Source organism: Staphylococcus simulans (assembly GCF_002994445.1).
In the GTDB taxonomy this organism is placed as follows: domain Bacteria; phylum Bacillota; class Bacilli; order Staphylococcales; family Staphylococcaceae; genus Staphylococcus; species Staphylococcus simulans_B.
The window spans coordinates 220,192-235,911 of sequence record NZ_MRZJ01000002.1 but is presented as its reverse complement, the minus strand read 5'-3'; the positions used below and the strand labels follow the sequence as shown (position 1 = coordinate 235,911).

18 protein-coding genes are annotated in these 15,720 nt (G+C 39.2%); 10 read left to right on the top strand and 8 right to left on the bottom strand.

Annotated features, from left to right (window positions below; translation table 11 throughout):
• Nucleotides 1–4 precede the first annotated feature (4 nt).
• Nucleotides 5–1,171, bottom strand: coding sequence for a galactokinase (locus C7N65_RS04475; RefSeq protein ID WP_105993279.1), 1,167 nt, complete (start codon nt 1,169–1,171; stop codon nt 5–7).
• 82 nt (nt 1,172–1,253) lie between these two features.
• Nucleotides 1,254–2,258: a LacI family DNA-binding transcriptional regulator gene (locus C7N65_RS04470; protein ID WP_105993278.1), complete on the bottom strand. Its 1,005-nt coding sequence runs from the start codon at nt 2,256–2,258 to the stop codon at nt 1,254–1,256.
• Between the two features lie 146 nt (nt 2,259–2,404).
• Between C7N65_RS04470 and fdhD the strand changes: the two genes are divergently transcribed.
• Nucleotides 2,405–3,217, top strand: coding sequence for a formate dehydrogenase accessory sulfurtransferase FdhD (gene fdhD, locus C7N65_RS04465; RefSeq protein WP_105993277.1), 813 nt, complete (start codon nt 2,405–2,407; stop codon nt 3,215–3,217).
• Nucleotides 3,218–3,241: 24 nt separating this feature from the next.
• On the opposite strand, the gene C7N65_RS04460 is transcribed toward fdhD, so the two are convergent.
• From C7N65_RS04460 to C7N65_RS04450, 3 genes are all read right to left on the bottom strand, one after another.
• Nucleotides 3,242–3,997 (bottom strand): GNAT family N-acetyltransferase, encoded by a 756-nt coding sequence (locus C7N65_RS04460; protein WP_105993276.1) that lies wholly within the window; start codon nt 3,995–3,997, stop codon nt 3,242–3,244.
• A gap of 20 nt (nt 3,998–4,017) precedes the next feature.
• Nucleotides 4,018–4,569 carry a biotin transporter BioY gene (locus tag C7N65_RS04455; RefSeq protein WP_105993275.1) on the bottom strand — a complete coding sequence of 184 codons (552 nt, stop codon included), beginning with the start codon at nt 4,567–4,569 and terminating at the stop codon, nt 4,018–4,020.
• 100 nt (nt 4,570–4,669) lie between these two features.
• Nucleotides 4,670–5,614, bottom strand: coding sequence for a nucleoside hydrolase (locus tag C7N65_RS04450; RefSeq protein ID WP_105993274.1), 945 nt, complete (start codon nt 5,612–5,614; stop codon nt 4,670–4,672).
• A gap of 205 nt (nt 5,615–5,819) precedes the next feature.
• Between C7N65_RS04450 and C7N65_RS04445 the strand changes: the two genes are divergently transcribed.
• Both C7N65_RS04445 and C7N65_RS04440 read left to right on the top strand, forming a co-directional pair.
• Nucleotides 5,820–6,965, top strand: a complete 1,146-nt coding sequence (locus tag C7N65_RS04445) for an acyl-CoA dehydrogenase family protein (RefSeq protein ID WP_105993273.1) — start codon at nt 5,820–5,822, stop codon at nt 6,963–6,965.
• Between the two features lie 158 nt (nt 6,966–7,123).
• Nucleotides 7,124–8,038 carry an iron-hydroxamate ABC transporter substrate-binding protein gene (locus C7N65_RS04440; protein WP_105993272.1) on the top strand — a complete coding sequence of 305 codons (915 nt, stop codon included), beginning with the start codon at nt 7,124–7,126 and terminating at the stop codon, nt 8,036–8,038.
• 82 nt (nt 8,039–8,120) lie between these two features.
• Here the strand turns inward: C7N65_RS04440 and yut are convergent, their stop codons facing one another.
• Nucleotides 8,121–9,047, bottom strand: coding sequence for an urea transporter (gene yut / locus C7N65_RS04435; RefSeq protein WP_105993271.1), 927 nt, complete (start codon nt 9,045–9,047; stop codon nt 8,121–8,123).
• Between the two features lie 295 nt (nt 9,048–9,342).
• Between yut and C7N65_RS04430 the strand changes: the two genes are divergently transcribed.
• The 7 genes from C7N65_RS04430 to C7N65_RS04400 are packed head-to-tail and all read left to right on the top strand — an operon-like array spanning nt 9,343 to nt 14,401.
• Nucleotides 9,343–9,645, top strand: coding sequence for an urease subunit gamma (locus C7N65_RS04430; RefSeq protein ID WP_105993270.1), 303 nt, complete (start codon nt 9,343–9,345; stop codon nt 9,643–9,645).
• A gap of 14 nt (nt 9,646–9,659) precedes the next feature.
• The gene (locus C7N65_RS04425) at nt 9,660–10,073 is read left to right on the top strand and encodes an urease subunit beta (RefSeq protein ID WP_105993269.1); all 414 of its coding nucleotides are present in this window, start codon (nt 9,660–9,662) and stop codon (nt 10,071–10,073) included.
• The gene (gene ureC, locus C7N65_RS04420; protein WP_105993268.1) at nt 10,070–11,785 is read left to right on the top strand and encodes an urease subunit alpha; all 1,716 of its coding nucleotides are present in this window, start codon (nt 10,070–10,072) and stop codon (nt 11,783–11,785) included. Before C7N65_RS04425 ends, ureC begins: the two co-directional genes overlap by 4 nt.
• A gap of 13 nt (nt 11,786–11,798) precedes the next feature.
• Nucleotides 11,799–12,251: an urease accessory protein UreE gene (gene ureE / locus C7N65_RS04415; protein WP_105993267.1), complete on the top strand. Its 453-nt coding sequence runs from the start codon at nt 11,799–11,801 to the stop codon at nt 12,249–12,251.
• Nucleotides 12,244–12,933 carry an urease accessory protein UreF gene (locus C7N65_RS04410; RefSeq protein ID WP_105993266.1) on the top strand — a complete coding sequence of 230 codons (690 nt, stop codon included), beginning with the start codon at nt 12,244–12,246 and terminating at the stop codon, nt 12,931–12,933. The genes ureE and C7N65_RS04410 overlap by 8 nt, the downstream gene beginning before the upstream one ends.
• Before the next feature lie 14 nt (nt 12,934–12,947).
• Complete coding sequence (ureG, locus tag C7N65_RS04405; RefSeq protein ID WP_105993265.1) at nt 12,948–13,562, top strand: urease accessory protein UreG; 615 nt, start codon at nt 12,948–12,950, stop codon at nt 13,560–13,562.
• Nucleotides 13,559–14,401: an urease accessory protein UreD gene (locus tag C7N65_RS04400; protein WP_415918789.1), complete on the top strand. Its 843-nt coding sequence runs from the start codon at nt 13,559–13,561 to the stop codon at nt 14,399–14,401. Before ureG ends, C7N65_RS04400 begins: the two co-directional genes overlap by 4 nt.
• Nucleotides 14,402–14,624: 223 nt before the next feature.
• On the opposite strand, the gene C7N65_RS04395 is transcribed toward C7N65_RS04400, so the two are convergent.
• Both C7N65_RS04395 and C7N65_RS04390 read right to left on the bottom strand, forming a co-directional pair.
• On the bottom strand, nt 14,625–15,479 hold the full coding sequence (locus tag C7N65_RS04395; protein ID WP_105993263.1) for a patatin-like phospholipase family protein: 855 nt from the start codon (nt 15,477–15,479) through the stop codon (nt 14,625–14,627).
• Between the two features lie 7 nt (nt 15,480–15,486).
• Complete coding sequence (locus C7N65_RS04390) at nt 15,487–15,705, bottom strand: tryptophan-rich sensory protein (RefSeq protein ID WP_158698101.1); 219 nt, start codon at nt 15,703–15,705, stop codon at nt 15,487–15,489.
• Between the last annotated feature and the right edge of the window lie 15 nt (nt 15,706–15,720).

Below are 15,720 nucleotides of genomic sequence, written 5' to 3'. Positions count from 1 at the left end.
CTCCTTAAAGTTCGATTGATTTAACACCGTCACCAATATTGACATGATAAAACGAAGGGGCATAACCAATCTTTTCTGTGTAGTTGCGTGTGACTTCTTCTTCTAATGCTTTGATTTTTGATTGATGTACTAATGCAATCGCACATCCTGCAAAACCTGCACCTGTCATACGGGCACCTAATACACCATCAACTTGCTGTGCAGATTCTGCTAAAGTATCCAATTCAACACCTGTTACTTCATAATCATCTTTTAATGATGCATGGCTTTCATTCAGCAATTGACCGAAGCGTTTAAAATCAGAATGTTCTAATGCATCGTATGCTGCCTTGACACGTGCATTTTCTGTTACTGCATGACGTGCACGTTTTAATAGCACCGGATCATCAATCAAATGTTCATGTGCTTCGAAAGTTGCTTCATCAATATGGCCTAATGCTTCAACATCTAATTCTTGTTGTAAAAGTGCTAAAGCTTTTTGGCATTCTTCTAAACGTTCATTATATTTAGATTCTGCTAATTCGCGGCGTTTATTAGTATTCATAATTGAAATAGTATAATCGCCGAACTCTGTCGGTACATAGTGATACTCTAAACTTGAAGTATCTAATAAAATTGCTTGGTCTTTTTGACCCATGCCGACAATAAATTGGTCCATAATACCAGAGTTTACACCGATAAAGTGATTTTCAACTTTGCGTCCTAATTGAATCAATTCCAAACGTTCTACGTCTAGATTGAACAATGATTTCATTAACCATCCCGTCAGCATTTCTATAGATGCTGAAGATGAAAGACTTGCGCCATTCGGAATGTTGCCTTCTACAATTACATCAAATCCGTTTTCAATGTTATAGCCTGCTTCAATTAAAAACTTGACCATCCCTTTTGGATAGTTAGCCCAGCTGTCTGCTTTGTCATAGTCTAAGTCATCTAGTGAAAATGAAATGACGCCAGCTTCTTCAAAGTTTAATGAATAAAAGCGGATTGTACGGTCATCTCGTTTACGCGCTAAACCGTACGTCCCTAATTCAATTGCGGCCGGGAATACATAACCGCCGTTATAGTCCGTATGCTCTCCGATTAAATTGATGCGTCCAGGCGCAAAAGCTGCGACCTCTGGTTGTGCATCAAACTGCTTTTCAAATTGCTTTTTCATCGCTGTCAACATAGTATAACTCCTCTCTCAAGGTAAATTTTATTAGTAAACACAATTAAAGTTTATTTGTTTACTAAATGTTTTGTCAATGTATTTATTGCTGCTTTTTCAAAGAAAATGATTGCCGCTCAATCAAGCGTGTCTGCACGACAATATGCAATGCTGCTGCTCGTGTACGCTGAATACGTTCTTTTGCCATCAATACTGCACTCTTCCCGAATTGTTCAATATCTATACGCACACTCGTTAAAGAAGGTGTGACATATTGATTCACATCCAAGTCGTTAAAACCGATAACTGCCGCATCTTTAGGAATTGCTTTTCCCATCTCTTGCAGACCTTGAATCAAACCGATTGCTACCATATCATTGCCGGCAATCAATACATCTGGTATCGTTTCTAAATCTTTAACCGCTTGTTGTCCTGCTTCTCGATCCCAGCCGATTAAATGTGCATTCGGTATTTTATGATGCTGCTCGTACCAATCTGCGTAAGCTTGGTAGCGTGCATCTTTTTCAGCACTCTCAGTTTCACGCAAATCACGTTCTTCTCTCATCCCTCCGAAATAAGCAATATCTGCTGTCTTATTATCATTTGAGATTTTATCCAACAAACGATGCATTGACTGTCCTAAATCTGAATACACTGCGTCCATATATTCAGGCACATGTTTATTATTAATGACAACGATATTTTGATTATATTCATACAATGTCTCTAATACATGATATGAAAAGTTGCCGATAACCAGTACCGCACCTGCTTTTTTCACATCTTGCCAATCTTGCTTTTTAAAGCCTGTTTCAATTCTCAATGTCTTTTTCAGTGTTAAATTCAATCGTTTGATTTCTGCTTCGATGGCTAATCGCAGTTCACGGTGAAACGGGTCTGCCATCTCGCGTCTGCGTGAAGCATACGTAATAATTTGAACTTGCCGATTGACACGTTCTGCTTTATGGTACGCCATTGACTTTGCTGTTTCTAAAATCCGTGTTCTTGTGGATTCAGCTACAGATAATGTAGGATCTTCATTCAAGACTCTTGAAACTGTTCCCGGACTGACACCTGCTGCTTTTGCTATATCTCTAATACTTGCCATCCCTAACACCTCTCTTTTTGTTTACCTTAAGTTTACTATTAATTTTTTGATGAAACAACTTTACTTTCATCATTGTTTTGAAACAGGCATTCTTTTTTTGAAAATAAACCAAATATAGTATACTGTTGAATTAAGGAGTTATGCCTATGAATAAAAAAGATATAGATGTATTAACCAATCAGACAATCGTCCGGTACGAAGGCGGAGAATTGTTTGAAACTACAGATAATTACGTTACCGAATTTCCCTTAACAATTATGGTCAATGGCGAGGAATTTGCGACCGTTATCTGCAGTCCAGACCATATGGAAGAATTGGTACTGGGCTTTTTAGCGTCTGATGGCGCGATTTTAAAACGCGATGAATTAAAATCCATTCAAATCGATGACAGTAAAGGCTTTGCTCATGTAGAACTGACAAAAGACTTAGGCGATCGTTTTGAATATTCAACAAAACGTATGATTGCCTCTTGCTGCGGTAAAAGCCGCGAGTTCTATTTCCAAAATGATGCTGCGATTGCGAAAACATCTATGTCGCATATTACATTGACACCAAAACAAGTCATTAATATGATGACAAGACTGCAGACAGCCAGTACATTATTCAAACGTACCGGCGGCCTGCATCCTCGCGCCATCAGCGACGGCGAAGCTTTCTTTGAACATCGTCAAGATATCGGGCGTCATAATGCCTTAGATAAATTGTATGGATTTTGTATAGAGCGTCATATTCCAGTACGAGATAAGGTATTGATTTTCAGCGGCCGTATTTCATCTGAAATCTTAATCAAAGCTGCTAAAATCGGTGTTGGTGTCATCTTGTCTAAATCCGCACCGACTACCCTTGCGGTCACACTCGCAAATGACTTGAATATTACAGCCATCGGATTTATCAGAGACGGCAACTTTAATATTTATAGTCATCCAGAACGTATAAAAGCTGTGTCCTCACAAGACTGACTTGTGTGAACACAGCTTTTTATTTTATATATTCTCTTTCACAACGTTATAACTATAGCTGATATATGTATACCCTTGCTTGATATACATATCTTTAGCAGTATCCTCGCCGTCTGCTAGTAAAATAATCGGTTTCGTTTTTGCATAGTTTGCGACAAAGGCTTGCATCGCACGGCCGACACCTTGTCTTCTCATCTCTTTAATGACCCCGAAACTATCGATTTCAATCGCTGTGTCTGATTCAATGATATCCAATGTGCCGATGGGTTTGCCTTCATGATAAGCAATAACATGCTTTACATGTGTTGACCCTTCGAATTGCTCACGCAATGTTTTCACCATTTCATCCGCATAGTCTCGGCCATAGTCCAATGAAAAATAGCGGCAAATCTTTAAATAATCCTCTAAATGATAAATATCAACCCAGCGAATATCCAAATGCTCCGGCAATTCAGCTTGCAGCGCTTCTGCTTCAATCGCATACATTTCTAATAACCCGACTTCAAAACCTTCTTTATCAAAGTAATCTGTGAAGACTTTTGGCAAAGGCGTATCTTCAGGAAATGAAAATGCAAGATGATGACTGCCTTGTTGATGATGCTGCTTCAATTGTGCTTGTGCATCTTCTAACCAATTCTCAAACTCCGGCATTTGATGATATACCCATTTATTAGTGTAATAGGTCAAAGGCTCTGATGGTGTTAAATAGATTGTTTTTTCATCATCTTGATAAGCTATAGTGCCTGACTGATCAATCAGTCGCATGGATAGTGGCCGCATATTTCTCCCTCTTTCTTTAATCAGAAGCGCATCAATTGTTTGAATCTTGTATGATTCAATAAAGCTGCGCCGATTAAACAAGCAATAACAGCTTTAACCACATCTCCAGGCATAAAGACAAAAGATAAGAAGAATGCTTTAGATAACGGCATGTTTGTAATAACACCCATCACTAAAGTACCTACGATATCTAAAAGCAATACCCCTGCGATCAATACAGGAATAAAGAGACGTACAAAGTTGATACGTTCGATAAATTTATCGCGTGCAAGCCCAATTAAGAACGCCACTACCGGATATAAGAATAAGAAACCAGCTGAAGGGCCGGCAAATACACCTATTCCGCCGCGGCCTCCCGATAATACAGGCACACCGCACGCTGCTAAAATTAAAAATACAATTACGCTTAATGTACCATATTTCTTACCTAAAAGAATACCTGCGAGGAAGATTCCTACGTTTTGCAACACGATAGGAACAGGCATAAACGGTAAAGGTATCGGCGGTACCAACCCTAATAAAGCAATGATTGCGGTCATAATCGCTGTGAATGTAATATGTTTTGTTGTCATAGTCTGACCTCCTTGGTATGATTCCAAGGAAAATTATAGCACATATGTTAACTAAAATTTACGGGTAGTTTACATTTATTTGTGTAACTTTTACACTTGCTTACTGCTGAACTTTGGCAGCTAATTGTGTCATGTATTCAAAGAATGCTTCGCGATTCACATCATCCACCACATGTACCAGTCTTCCGCCTTCATGTACGCGTTTCGTACGGCCTTGACTTGGACCATGTGTGATAACTTCAGTCATGACGTCTTGAACATGCACTAAATCAGGTTTGCCGACTGAAGCGGTTGTTAATACATCCCATAAGAAATACGTTGAGTTCGTAACGAAATGCGTTAACGGCGGTACACCTGCATAACAAACACCTAAGAAATCGACACCTAAGTTATCTCTTTGGTCTGCCCACATTTGTCGTACACCCAACGTTAACGGTACTTTATTAGTACTTTCGAGTGCGACCATATCTATTTCAATATCTGTCTCGAATACTTTTGCGACCGCTTCAGGATCCCAAAACGCATTCCATTCTGCTGTACCGTCATGTTCAGGTTCTTCCACATTTCCTTTTGTTAAAAAAGTGCCGCCCATCCAGACTAAACGTTCAATCTTCTCTGTAATTTCCGGTTTTATTTCTAATGCTTTTGCAAGGTCAGTTAACGGACCTGTAAACAAGAGCGTCACCGGTACATCGCTTTTTGTTAATTTTTCAATGATATCTTCATAAGCTTCTAAGTGCGATACTTCTGAACGCTTTGTCGTTCTGCTTTCGTTCAAGACAGGTAAAGCATCTACGAAGAAAGCATGCATGCGCCAATCTTTAGGGAATGGATTCTTCCCTCTTTCATAAGATGGTGCAACGTTTAAGTCGCGGTTTGAGAAGCGGTTGATAATCTTAACAGAAGCACTCACTGCAGGTTCTACATAACTGTCTGCGCCGATTGCACTGACCCCGATTAATTCTGTGTCTTCCATTTGAAGCAATAAGAATAACGACACTAAGTCATCCACGCCGCCATCATGATTAAAATATATCTTTTTCATTTTCTACCTCCAACTTGTTCTATCACTCTCTATTTAATTGTATTTCCTAAATAATGTAAAGCATCTGTGCATGTCTGTATTAAGAGGTGCACTGAATGTTTTTCTGCCGATATGAATTTCGATTCTTATCACGAAAAACTTCCAACTCTTTATTCCGAGTGATACACTAAACTTAATACACTTATCAACGTAAGGAGGAAACGTCTTGTTAGAATCAGGATTAATACACTCAGACATACAACGAAAATGGTTAAAGAAATTACAAGCTGTCAAAGCAGACTTTCAGGCACATGCAGAACATAACGACCTCAACAGCCGCTTCCCTTATGAAAATATTGAATGGCTGAAACAAGAAGGCTATACCTTATTAACTTTGCCTAAAGCCTATGGCGGCGAAGGTGCAACAGTAGAAGATATGGTGATCTTGCAGACCTATTTAGGCGCGATAGACGGCGCAACTGCACTATCAATCGGATGGCATTTAAGCGTTGTCGGACAGCTCTATGAAGAAAAGAAATGGGATGATGCACTCCTTGATCAATTTGCAAATGCGGTTAAAGAAGGCGCATTGATTAATCGTGCAGTCAGCGAAGCAGATACCGGCAGTCCGACACGCGGAGGAAAACCTTCGACACATGCGGTTAAAGAAGGTGACAGCTACATCTTAAACGGTGTTAAAACATTTACTTCAATGAGCCCTGCACTGACACATTTCTTAGTGAGCGGCTACAACGAAGCAACAGATCAATACGGCTTCTTCTTAGTTGAAGAAGGTACGCCAGGCTTATCGATTGCACAAACATGGAATGTCCTAGGCATGCGTGCTACTGAAAGCCATGATTTAGTGCTGGAAAATGTTAAAATCCCGACTGAAAATTTCGTAGAAATCGCAGGAGGTCCTAAAAGTCCGAATGGATGGATCTTGCACATTCCAAGTGTTTATTTAGGTATTGCGCAAGCAGCAGCGGATTATGCAAAGGACTTTGCGAAAACACATCAACCGAACAGCATCGATCAATCCATTGCCCATCTTCCTACCGTTCAGCAATCTGTCGGAGAGATGGAATCATTATTGCTGTCATCACGCGCATTCTTATGGTCAACTGCACGTATGTATCATGAATCTCCGAATGCACCTGTATGGAACGAAACGTCAGCAAGCAAAGTCTTGGTTATGAACCAAGGTCTGCAAGTGATTGATATTGCTATGCGTATCGTCGGTGCTAAAAGTTTAGAAATGGAACGTCCGCTTCAACGCTATTATCGTGATATGCGTGCTGGTCTGCATAACCCTCCGATGCAAGATGCTGCTTATACGAACATTGCAAAATCTGAACTCGGCCTATTTTAAAACGACAGTACTGTGTTCTTTTTCAAAGAGCATGGTACTTTTTCTTTCTTCAAATAACTCATTTCTAATTTTTTTGCAAAATTATATTGTGCTTTTCGCAAAATACGATTATAATTCTAAAGTAATGATAATCGTTTTCAATTAGGAGGAAAATACAGATGAAGAAATTATTGATTCCTATGATTATTTTAGTATTCGTTCTTGCCGCTTGCGGTAAACAATCAAATGATCAAAAAGATTCAAAGCAAGAAATGCGTTCATATACAATGGATAATGGAAAGAAAGTAAAAATACCGAAAGACCCTAAACGTATTGCAGTAGTTGCACCTACATATGCGGGCGGTATTAAAAAATTAGGCGGCAACATTGTCGCAGTCAACAGCCAAGTCGATAACAGCCCTATTTTAAAAGAAAAATTCAAAGGTGTTGAAAAAATCGGCGCAACTGGCAGTGAAGATGTAGAAAAAGTTATCAAACAAAAACCAGATTTAATTATCGTTTACTCAACTGACAAAAACATCAAGAAATATCAAAAAGCAGCACCTACTGTAGTCTTTGACTATGCTAAACATAAATACCTTGATCAGCAAATTGAATTAGGTAAATTATTAGGCAAAGAAGACCAAGCGAAAAAATGGACAGAAGAATGGAAAAAGCAAACTTCTAAAGACGGCAAAGCTATTAAAAACAAAATCGGTGAAGATGCGACTGTTTCTTTATTAGACGAATTTGATAAAAAACTTTATACGTACGGTCCTAACTGGGGTCGCGGCGGCGAAGTAATTTATCAAGCATTCGGTTTGAAAATGCCTGAAAAACAAAAAGAACTTGTTGAAAAAGAAGGCTGGGCAGAAATCAAACAAGAAAAAATCCCTGAATATGCAGGCGATTACATCGTATCAACACGTGCAGGCAAAGCAGCTCCTTCATATACAGAAACAAATCTATGGAAAAACTTGCCGGCAGTTAAAAATAATCACGTGATCAAAGTTGATGCTAAAACTTATTGGTACAATGACCCGTATACATTAGAGTTTATGCGTAAAGATCTTAAAGAGAAATTCATGAAGTAATAAAATAATTCAAATGAAAAAGCGGAATGTTCCCTACAAATCAGGGCAGAATTCCGCTTTTCTTATGCTATTGATTTTTATCTTATACTTGCGTTTCCTTTTTAGACTTTGCATACGCAGATTTGCCCGCCAGCAGCATAATCCATGTTGCGACAATAAACGGCAAGGTAAATACCGGCAGACCGAAAGGTTTCAGCCATGTGACTAAGCCTGCATGCATGACTACGGTAATAATGATTCCAAACAACATACTTAAGTATTTGTTAAAGACAGATGCCTCTTTAAATGTCACACCTAAAGCTAAAATCACAAGTACGACATTATAACCATAAAGACCTGCATTGATTTCATCATGGTTGGCACCAAACATCATAACCACAACTACGCCGATGATATTGGCTGCAATTGAGTAAATCCCTGCTTTTTTTGAAGCAATAAAAATACCTATCAGTATCAATAAGCCCCCGAGTACACTTTTGACCAAGAAAATTTCACTGAAGCCGTCTAAGAAAGTCATCATTACATTGATTGTGTGATGCGAGAATGTGATTTCTCTGACAGTAGACGGTAAAATATTGACACCTGCATTCACATGTTCGAATTGGAAGGACATAAATAAGAACATCCAGCTGATAAATACATAAGGCATTGTCAGCATCGGCAATTCAAAACGTGCTAACAATGCACGAAACGCTGCGCCGAGAGGCATGGTTAAAATGACCGCAAGCAAAGTCATCCCGATCCCTTTTAAGTCTTGAACTAAGAAAATCGTCAGCGCAACTCCTGTTAAGACTGGGTTAAAGCCGGCCAGTCCATGACGGATCTCCTCTTGAGAATAATTTGTATAGGGTGCCGTTATGTAAGCAACAATACTTGAAAGCAAAGCAGCCAGCCCTACTTTCCAATCCCCTGCAAATAATCCTGCTAGAATGAATAACCCTGTCCATGCATTTTCCAGTAACAGCACTTGAGAGATATTCTTTAATACAACGTCGATAAAATGACGCATGGTCGTTCACCTGATTTCTAATGAATTAAGCAATAATGATTTTAACAAAATACTATAGGGAATGAAACCTACTGTTATTCATTTTTATTGTTATCAAATACAAAATGGCTCTTTTGTTTGAAATTGTACAAAAAATGGTAAAACTCCCTTAGGTAAATTAAAGTGTAGATTACAGGATTAACTTGTTAATTTTCATTTTAATTTTAGGGAATAAATATATAATTCTTGTGTATCGACATTAAGCGTCTTACAATAGATTAGTATTTACTTAACATACATGAAAGAAGGGATTATTTTGCATTTTACTCAACGTGAACAAGACAAACTAATGTTAGTGATAGCGAATGATTTAGCACGCAGACGTCAAAAACGCGGATTAAAACTTAACTATCCTGAAGCAGTAGCTATCATTAGTTATGAATTGTTAGAAGGTGCAAGAGACGGTAAGAGTGTTGCTGAACTTATGAGTTACGGCAGACAAATTTTAAATAAGGATGATGTTATGGAAGGTGTGTCAGATATTATTACTGACCTTGAAATTGAAGCTACTTTCCCAGACGGTACAAAACTAATTACAGTTCATCATCCGATTGTTTAAGGGGGATTTAAATAATGAAACCTGGTGAAATTATAGTAAAGCGTACTGAAATAGAGATTAACAGAAATACAGATAACGCTGAAACAGTAATAAAAGTTAAAAATATCGGAGATCGTCCGATTCAAGTAGGCTCTCATTATCACTTCTTTGAAGTCAATGACGGCTTAAAATTCGATAGAGAGAAAGCATACGGCAAACATCTTGATATTCCAGCAGGTGCCGCGGTTCGTTTTGAACCTGGGGACGAAAAGAAAGTACAACTTGTTGAATATCATGGTAATCGCCGTATTTTTGGTTTCCGAGGAATGGTTAACGGAGAAATCGATGAAGACCGCGTCTTCCGTGTAGATAACGACCATCCTAATGCGGGTGTTAAAGACGATGAAGGTCAAAAAAATGCGAACAAAGAAAGTGGGTATGATCGATGAGCTTTAAAATGACACAATCTCAATATACAAGCTTGTACGGCCCTACTGTCGGAGATGCGATCCGCTTGGCTGATACAAACTTGTTTGCACGTGTAGAAAAAGATTTTGCGACTTATGGCGACGAAGCAACATTCGGCGGCGGCAAATCTATTCGTGATGGTATGGCACAAAACCCTAACGTAACACGCGATGACCGCAATGTTGCAGATACAGTTATCACAAACGCAGTAATTATCGACTACGATAAAGTTTATAAAGCTGACTTAGGTATTAAGAACGGCTATATTATGGGATACGGCAAAGCCGGCAACCCAGATATCATGGATAACGTTAATATCGTTATCGGCGCGAATACAGATATTATCTCAGGTGAAGGCAGAATTGTAACTGCAGGCGGTATCGACACACACGTTCACTTTATCAACCCAGAACAATCATGGGTAGCACTTGAAAGCGGTGTGACAACACATATCGGCGGCGGTACAGGCGCATCTGAAGGTGCGAAAGCTACAACTGTAACACCTGGTCCTTGGCATATGCACCGCATGTTAGAAGCAGCGGAGGCTTTACCGATTAACGTCGGCTTTACAGGCAAAGGACAAGCACATAATAATACAGCTTTAATTGAACAAGTTCACGCTGGGGCAATTGGATTAAAAGTCCATGAAGACTGGGGTGCAACACCTTCTGCATTAGACCACTCATTACAAGTTGCGGATGATTATGATGTTCAAGTCGCATTACACGCAGATACACTTAACGAAGCAGGCTTCATGGAAGATACTATGAAAGCGATTAAAGATCGTGTTATTCATATGTATCACACTGAAGGTGCCGGCGGCGGACATGCGCCTGACTTAATCAAATCAGCAAGCTATCCTAACGTTCTTCCTTCATCAACGAACCCGACACTTCCTTATACTAAAAATACAATCGATGAGCATTTAGATATGGTTATGATTACACACCACTTAAATGCTTCTATTCCTGAAGACGTAGCATTTGCGGATTCACGTATCCGTAAAGAAACCATTGCGGCTGAAGATGTGCTGCAAGACATGGGTGTCTTCAGTATGGTCAGCTCTGACTCTCAAGCAATGGGACGTGTAGGTGAAGTCATTACACGTACATGGCAAGTTGCACACCGCATGAAAGAACAACGCGGACCTTTAGAGGGAGATAAAGAGTATGATGATAACAACCGTATCAAACGTTATATCGCGAAATACACAATCAACCCTGCGATTACACACGGTATTTCTGAATATGTAGGTTCAATCGAAAAAGACAAATTAGCTGATATTGTCATTTGGGACCCTGCATTCTTCGGTGTTAAACCAGAGATGGTAATCAAAGGCGGTATGATTAATACAGCGATTAACGGTGATGCGAACGGTTCTATTCCAACTTCAGAACCTTTAAAATATCGTAAAATGTATGGTCAATTCGGCGGCAACTTAACCGGTACAAATATGACGTTCGTTTCTAATATTGCTTATATGAACGATATTCAACGTCAATTGAACTTGCATCGTTTAATTCGTCCAGTTAAAAATATCCGCAAACTACGCAAATCGGATATGAAAAACAATACAGCAACACCTAAATTAGACGTAGATCCGCAAACTTATGAAGTGTTTGTAGATGGCGAAAAAATCACAAGCGAACCTGCTACAGAGTTGCCATTATCACAACGTTACTTCTTATTCTAGGAGGCAAGCTTACATGATAGTAGAAGAAATTCTTGGCAACATTGCCAACTTATCACCAGAAGAAAAACAAAAACACACTGAAAAAGTGTATCTTGAAAATTCTGATTTAGTTAAACGCATCCAGCGTGTCAAAACGAATCACGGTCATGAAATCGGCATCCGTTTAAAAAATCCGGTGGACTTGCAATATGGCGATATCTTATACGAAGATGACAACAACCGTATTGTCGTTGACGTCAATTCCGAAGATATCTTAGTGATTCGTCCGCGTTCACTTAAAGAAATGGGAGATATTGCACACCAACTCGGCAACCGTCATTTACCGGCACAATTCACTGAAACTGAAATGCTGGTACAATACGATTACTTGGTTGAAGATTTATTAAAATCTTTAGGTATCCCCCACTCACGTGAAGATCGCAAAGTCAATCAAGCATTCCGTCATATAGGACATTCACATGATTGATCATGCATCGCTGAGATTGTTTCAGTTTTGCGATTCACAATTTCCAACAGGAGCATTCAGCCATTCTTTCGGATTAGAAACTTACATCCAACGCGGTACGGTTCATGATGAACAGTCCTTTAAAGAGTGGCTGAAACTCTTTTTAAGTGAACAGCTCACATACGCGGATGGTTTAGCAATGCGTTTTGTCTATGACGCATTGAATCAGAATGATTCAAAAAGAGTATTAGAGATTGATCGCTTGCTCTTTGTACAAAATATGCCAAGAGAAACACGTGTCGGCACAAAACAAATGGGTACACGTATGGTTAAGCTTGCAGATGAACTTTATGACAGCGAATGGATACATTGGTATCATGAGCAATATCAAAAGAAACAAGCCAAGCTGCATCCAGCCATTTGTTTTACTATGCTCGGCCATTTTCTTGGTGTCGATATTGAAATGATCATTGATTATTATTTATATCAAAACGTTTCATCATTAACTCAAAATGCGGTACGCGCAATACCGTTAGGCCAAACAGCTGGGCAACGTATTGTGACTGAAATGATTCCATTTATGAAATCAACACGCGACCATATTTTTGAACTTGAAGCATCTGAATTCGGCATCACTGCACCAGGACTTGAAATCAATCAAATGGAACATGAAAAAGTGAATGTACGAATCTTTATTTCCTAGGAGGCTATAGATTTATGACTCAACCTATTAAAATCGGAATCGGCGGACCTGTAGGCGCAGGTAAAACCGAGCTTGTAGAAAAAGTAGTCAAACATTTAAAAGAAGAATTAAGCATTGGTGTTATTACGAATGATATTTATACAAAAGAAGACGAAAAAATTCTTGTAAATTCAGGCGTCCTGCCTGCTGACCGTATTATCGGTGTTGAAACCGGCGGCTGCCCGCATACTGCAATTCGTGAAGATGCATCTATGAACTTCGCGGCGATTGATGAATTAATCGAACGTCATGAAGATATCGAATTAATCTTTGTCGAATCAGGCGGCGATAATTTAGCAGCTACATTCAGTCCTGAACTTGTAGATTTCTCAATTTATATCATCGACGTTGCACAAGGTGAAAAAATCCCGCGTAAAGGCGGACAAGGTATGATTAAATCTGATTTCTTCATTATCAACAAAACAGATTTAGCACCTTATGTCGGCGCATCTTTAGACCAAATGGCTGAAGATACACGCACATTCCGCGGAGACCGTCCGTTCACATTCACAAACCTAAAAACAGAAGAAGGTTTAGATAATGTGATTAACTGGATTGAACGCGACGTATTGCTTAAAGGACTAGAATAATGCACAATGTCACAGAATGGACAGGACAACTTGATATCACTGTCTTCAATGATGGCGAGCGTTCTGCAGCACGTGACATTTTCTTTGAAAAAGCATTAAAAGTTATCCGCCCTATTTATTTGAATGGTTCAAATATCCCTACATTCTATATCGTTAATGTAGGCGGCGGTTATTTAGACGGCGATCGTTATCGCTTAAATGTCAAAGTCAAAGAAAATGCGGCCACAACACTCACATCACAAGGTGCAACTAAAATCTACAAAACTTTAAAAGATCACGTTGAGCAATATCAAACATTTACTATTGAAGATAATGCTTATATGGAATATGTCGGAGATCCGATTATCGCTTTTAAAGATGCGAAATTCTATCAACACAACCAATACCATATCGCTAAAACAGGTGCGATGTTTTATACTGACATCTTAACACCGGGTTATTCTCCGGATGAATCCCACTTCACCTACACATATCTGCACTTATTGAATGAAATATTTGTGGATGGCGAATTGGTCGTATTCGATAATTTATTATTAGATCCGAAGAAAAACCGTGTAGACGCTCTAGGCTATATGGAAGGCTATTCACACTTAGGTTCTTGCTACTTCATCCATCCAGATGTCGACAGTACTACTGTTGAAGCACTCTATGATGTGATGGCACCTTATACTAAAGAAGCAGATTGCAGAATCGGTATCACACAATTAGCAACACATGGTATCAGTATTCGTATCTTGGCACATGAAACGGATTTAATCGAAGACATTTTAAACGACGTTCAAAAAGACGTTGTTCAAAAACACTACAACAGAGAAGTCAACTTCCTAAGAAAATACTAAGACTGTCCTTAAAATTCTAAACAGCTTTTATGTAACAGTTATTAATGAAGAAGGACGATTTTCAAAAACGAAAATCGCCCTTCTTTTCTTTATGCTTTTTTCTGTTTTTTCTTTATACTCTCTCTTTGTATTTCTTTTTTCTCTCTTTATTACTTTCTTATTCTTCTCTTTATTACTTTCTCTTCATTACTATAATTCTTCATTATATAGAAGATACATACGCTTAATTCCAAAATTCTGCAATAGTATTTGCGTCTTGTTGGCCTTGTTTGCGTGCTGCTTGTGCAACTTCTTTACGCATCGCACCATTCATCGTGTTGTAGTCATAGCGTGCTAAAATGTCCATAACGGTTTTATCTGGTTTTACTAAATGTACCTTTTGTCGGCGTTCTTTCATCTTATCTATCACATCTGAAAGTGCGAAAGGTGTTTTGACAGGCAAATCAGCAGCTAATACCACCACTTTATCCGCTTCGCTCACATCCGGATTTTCCATTGAATATGATCCGCCGTCATAATAATGTTTGCCGTCGATTTGAATTGTCGGATACGCACCTTGAAAGGCACCGCTGGCCGCAATAGCTTTAACTAATGAAACGTCTGATGATTGATCTAAGACGCGACGCTGATTGGTTTCTACTTCTGTCACCACAATTTTCAGTCCTTTTGTCCAACCGGATACAGCGTTGCCGAGACTATTTCGAATCATATTCAGACGTTCTGTTTCAGGCAAATCTACTCTAGGATGCATCGCCATGTCGCTCATACCAGCAACCCATTCTTCTACTGTGCGCGAATCACTGGCTAATGATTCAAACTTGCTGAAGATAATTTCTAAATCTTCATCCGTTAATGGATTACTTTCCTCTCTTTCATACTGCAGCTGTTCATCCCAAATTGTTTCCCAGTCTGCATCTGATGCTATAACTGTACCGACTTGTGCACCGGCTGAAGTGCCGACAAATTCATGTGCCGTACGTAAATCCACACCTTGATCAAACAAGCCTCTTAAATAACCGATTTCCCATGCCATGCCGAATTGTCCTCCAGCACCTAAAATAACAGCATTGGTTGTCATATGCTCATCACTCCTTTGTAGTATTTAAAAGCCAGCTGCCCAACGCTATATACAAACCCGTCCATACTATCGGATATACTTTGCCAGGCGGCGCAAATGACGTATTTTCCTCTTCATGATAGATGCCTTGTGCGTTGCTTGTCGCATGTTTCGCTACTAACAAGCCACCTGCTGCCTGGGTTGCGAGATGTACAAGATTATGAATAAGCTTGATGGGTCGCTTCATATATAGCCTCATTTC

Excerpts from the sequence above, each read along its gene's own strand:
- C7N65_RS04475 (WP_105993279.1), bottom strand. The coding sequence starts at position 1,171 with ATGTTGACAGCGATGAAAAAGCAATTTGAAAAGCAGTTTGATGCACAA.
- C7N65_RS04470 (WP_105993278.1), bottom strand. The coding sequence starts at position 2,258 with ATGGCAAGTATTAGAGATATAGCAAAAGCAGCAGGTGTCAGTCCGGGA.
- fdhD (WP_105993277.1), top strand. The coding sequence starts at position 2,405 with ATGAATAAAAAAGATATAGATGTATTAACCAATCAGACAATCGTCCGG.
- C7N65_RS04460 (WP_105993276.1), bottom strand. The coding sequence starts at position 3,997 with ATGCGGCCACTATCCATGCGACTGATTGATCAGTCAGGCACTATAGCT.
- C7N65_RS04455 (WP_105993275.1), bottom strand. The coding sequence starts at position 4,569 with ATGACAACAAAACATATTACATTCACAGCGATTATGACCGCAATCATT.
- C7N65_RS04450 (WP_105993274.1), bottom strand. The coding sequence starts at position 5,614 with ATGAAAAAGATATATTTTAATCATGATGGCGGCGTGGATGACTTAGTG.
- C7N65_RS04440 (WP_105993272.1), top strand. The coding sequence starts at position 7,124 with ATGAAGAAATTATTGATTCCTATGATTATTTTAGTATTCGTTCTTGCC.
- yut (WP_105993271.1), bottom strand. The coding sequence starts at position 9,047 with ATGCGTCATTTTATCGACGTTGTATTAAAGAATATCTCTCAAGTGCTG.
- C7N65_RS04425 (WP_105993269.1), top strand. The coding sequence starts at position 9,660 with ATGAAACCTGGTGAAATTATAGTAAAGCGTACTGAAATAGAGATTAAC.
- ureC (WP_105993268.1), top strand. The coding sequence starts at position 10,070 with ATGAGCTTTAAAATGACACAATCTCAATATACAAGCTTGTACGGCCCT.
- ureE (WP_105993267.1), top strand. The coding sequence starts at position 11,799 with ATGATAGTAGAAGAAATTCTTGGCAACATTGCCAACTTATCACCAGAA.
- C7N65_RS04410 (WP_105993266.1), top strand. The coding sequence starts at position 12,244 with ATGATTGATCATGCATCGCTGAGATTGTTTCAGTTTTGCGATTCACAA.
- ureG (WP_105993265.1), top strand. The coding sequence starts at position 12,948 with ATGACTCAACCTATTAAAATCGGAATCGGCGGACCTGTAGGCGCAGGT.
- C7N65_RS04395 (WP_105993263.1), bottom strand. The coding sequence starts at position 15,479 with ATGACAACCAATGCTGTTATTTTAGGTGCTGGAGGACAATTCGGCATG.
- C7N65_RS04390 (WP_158698101.1), bottom strand. The coding sequence starts at position 15,705 with ATGAAGCGACCCATCAAGCTTATTCATAATCTTGTACATCTCGCAACC.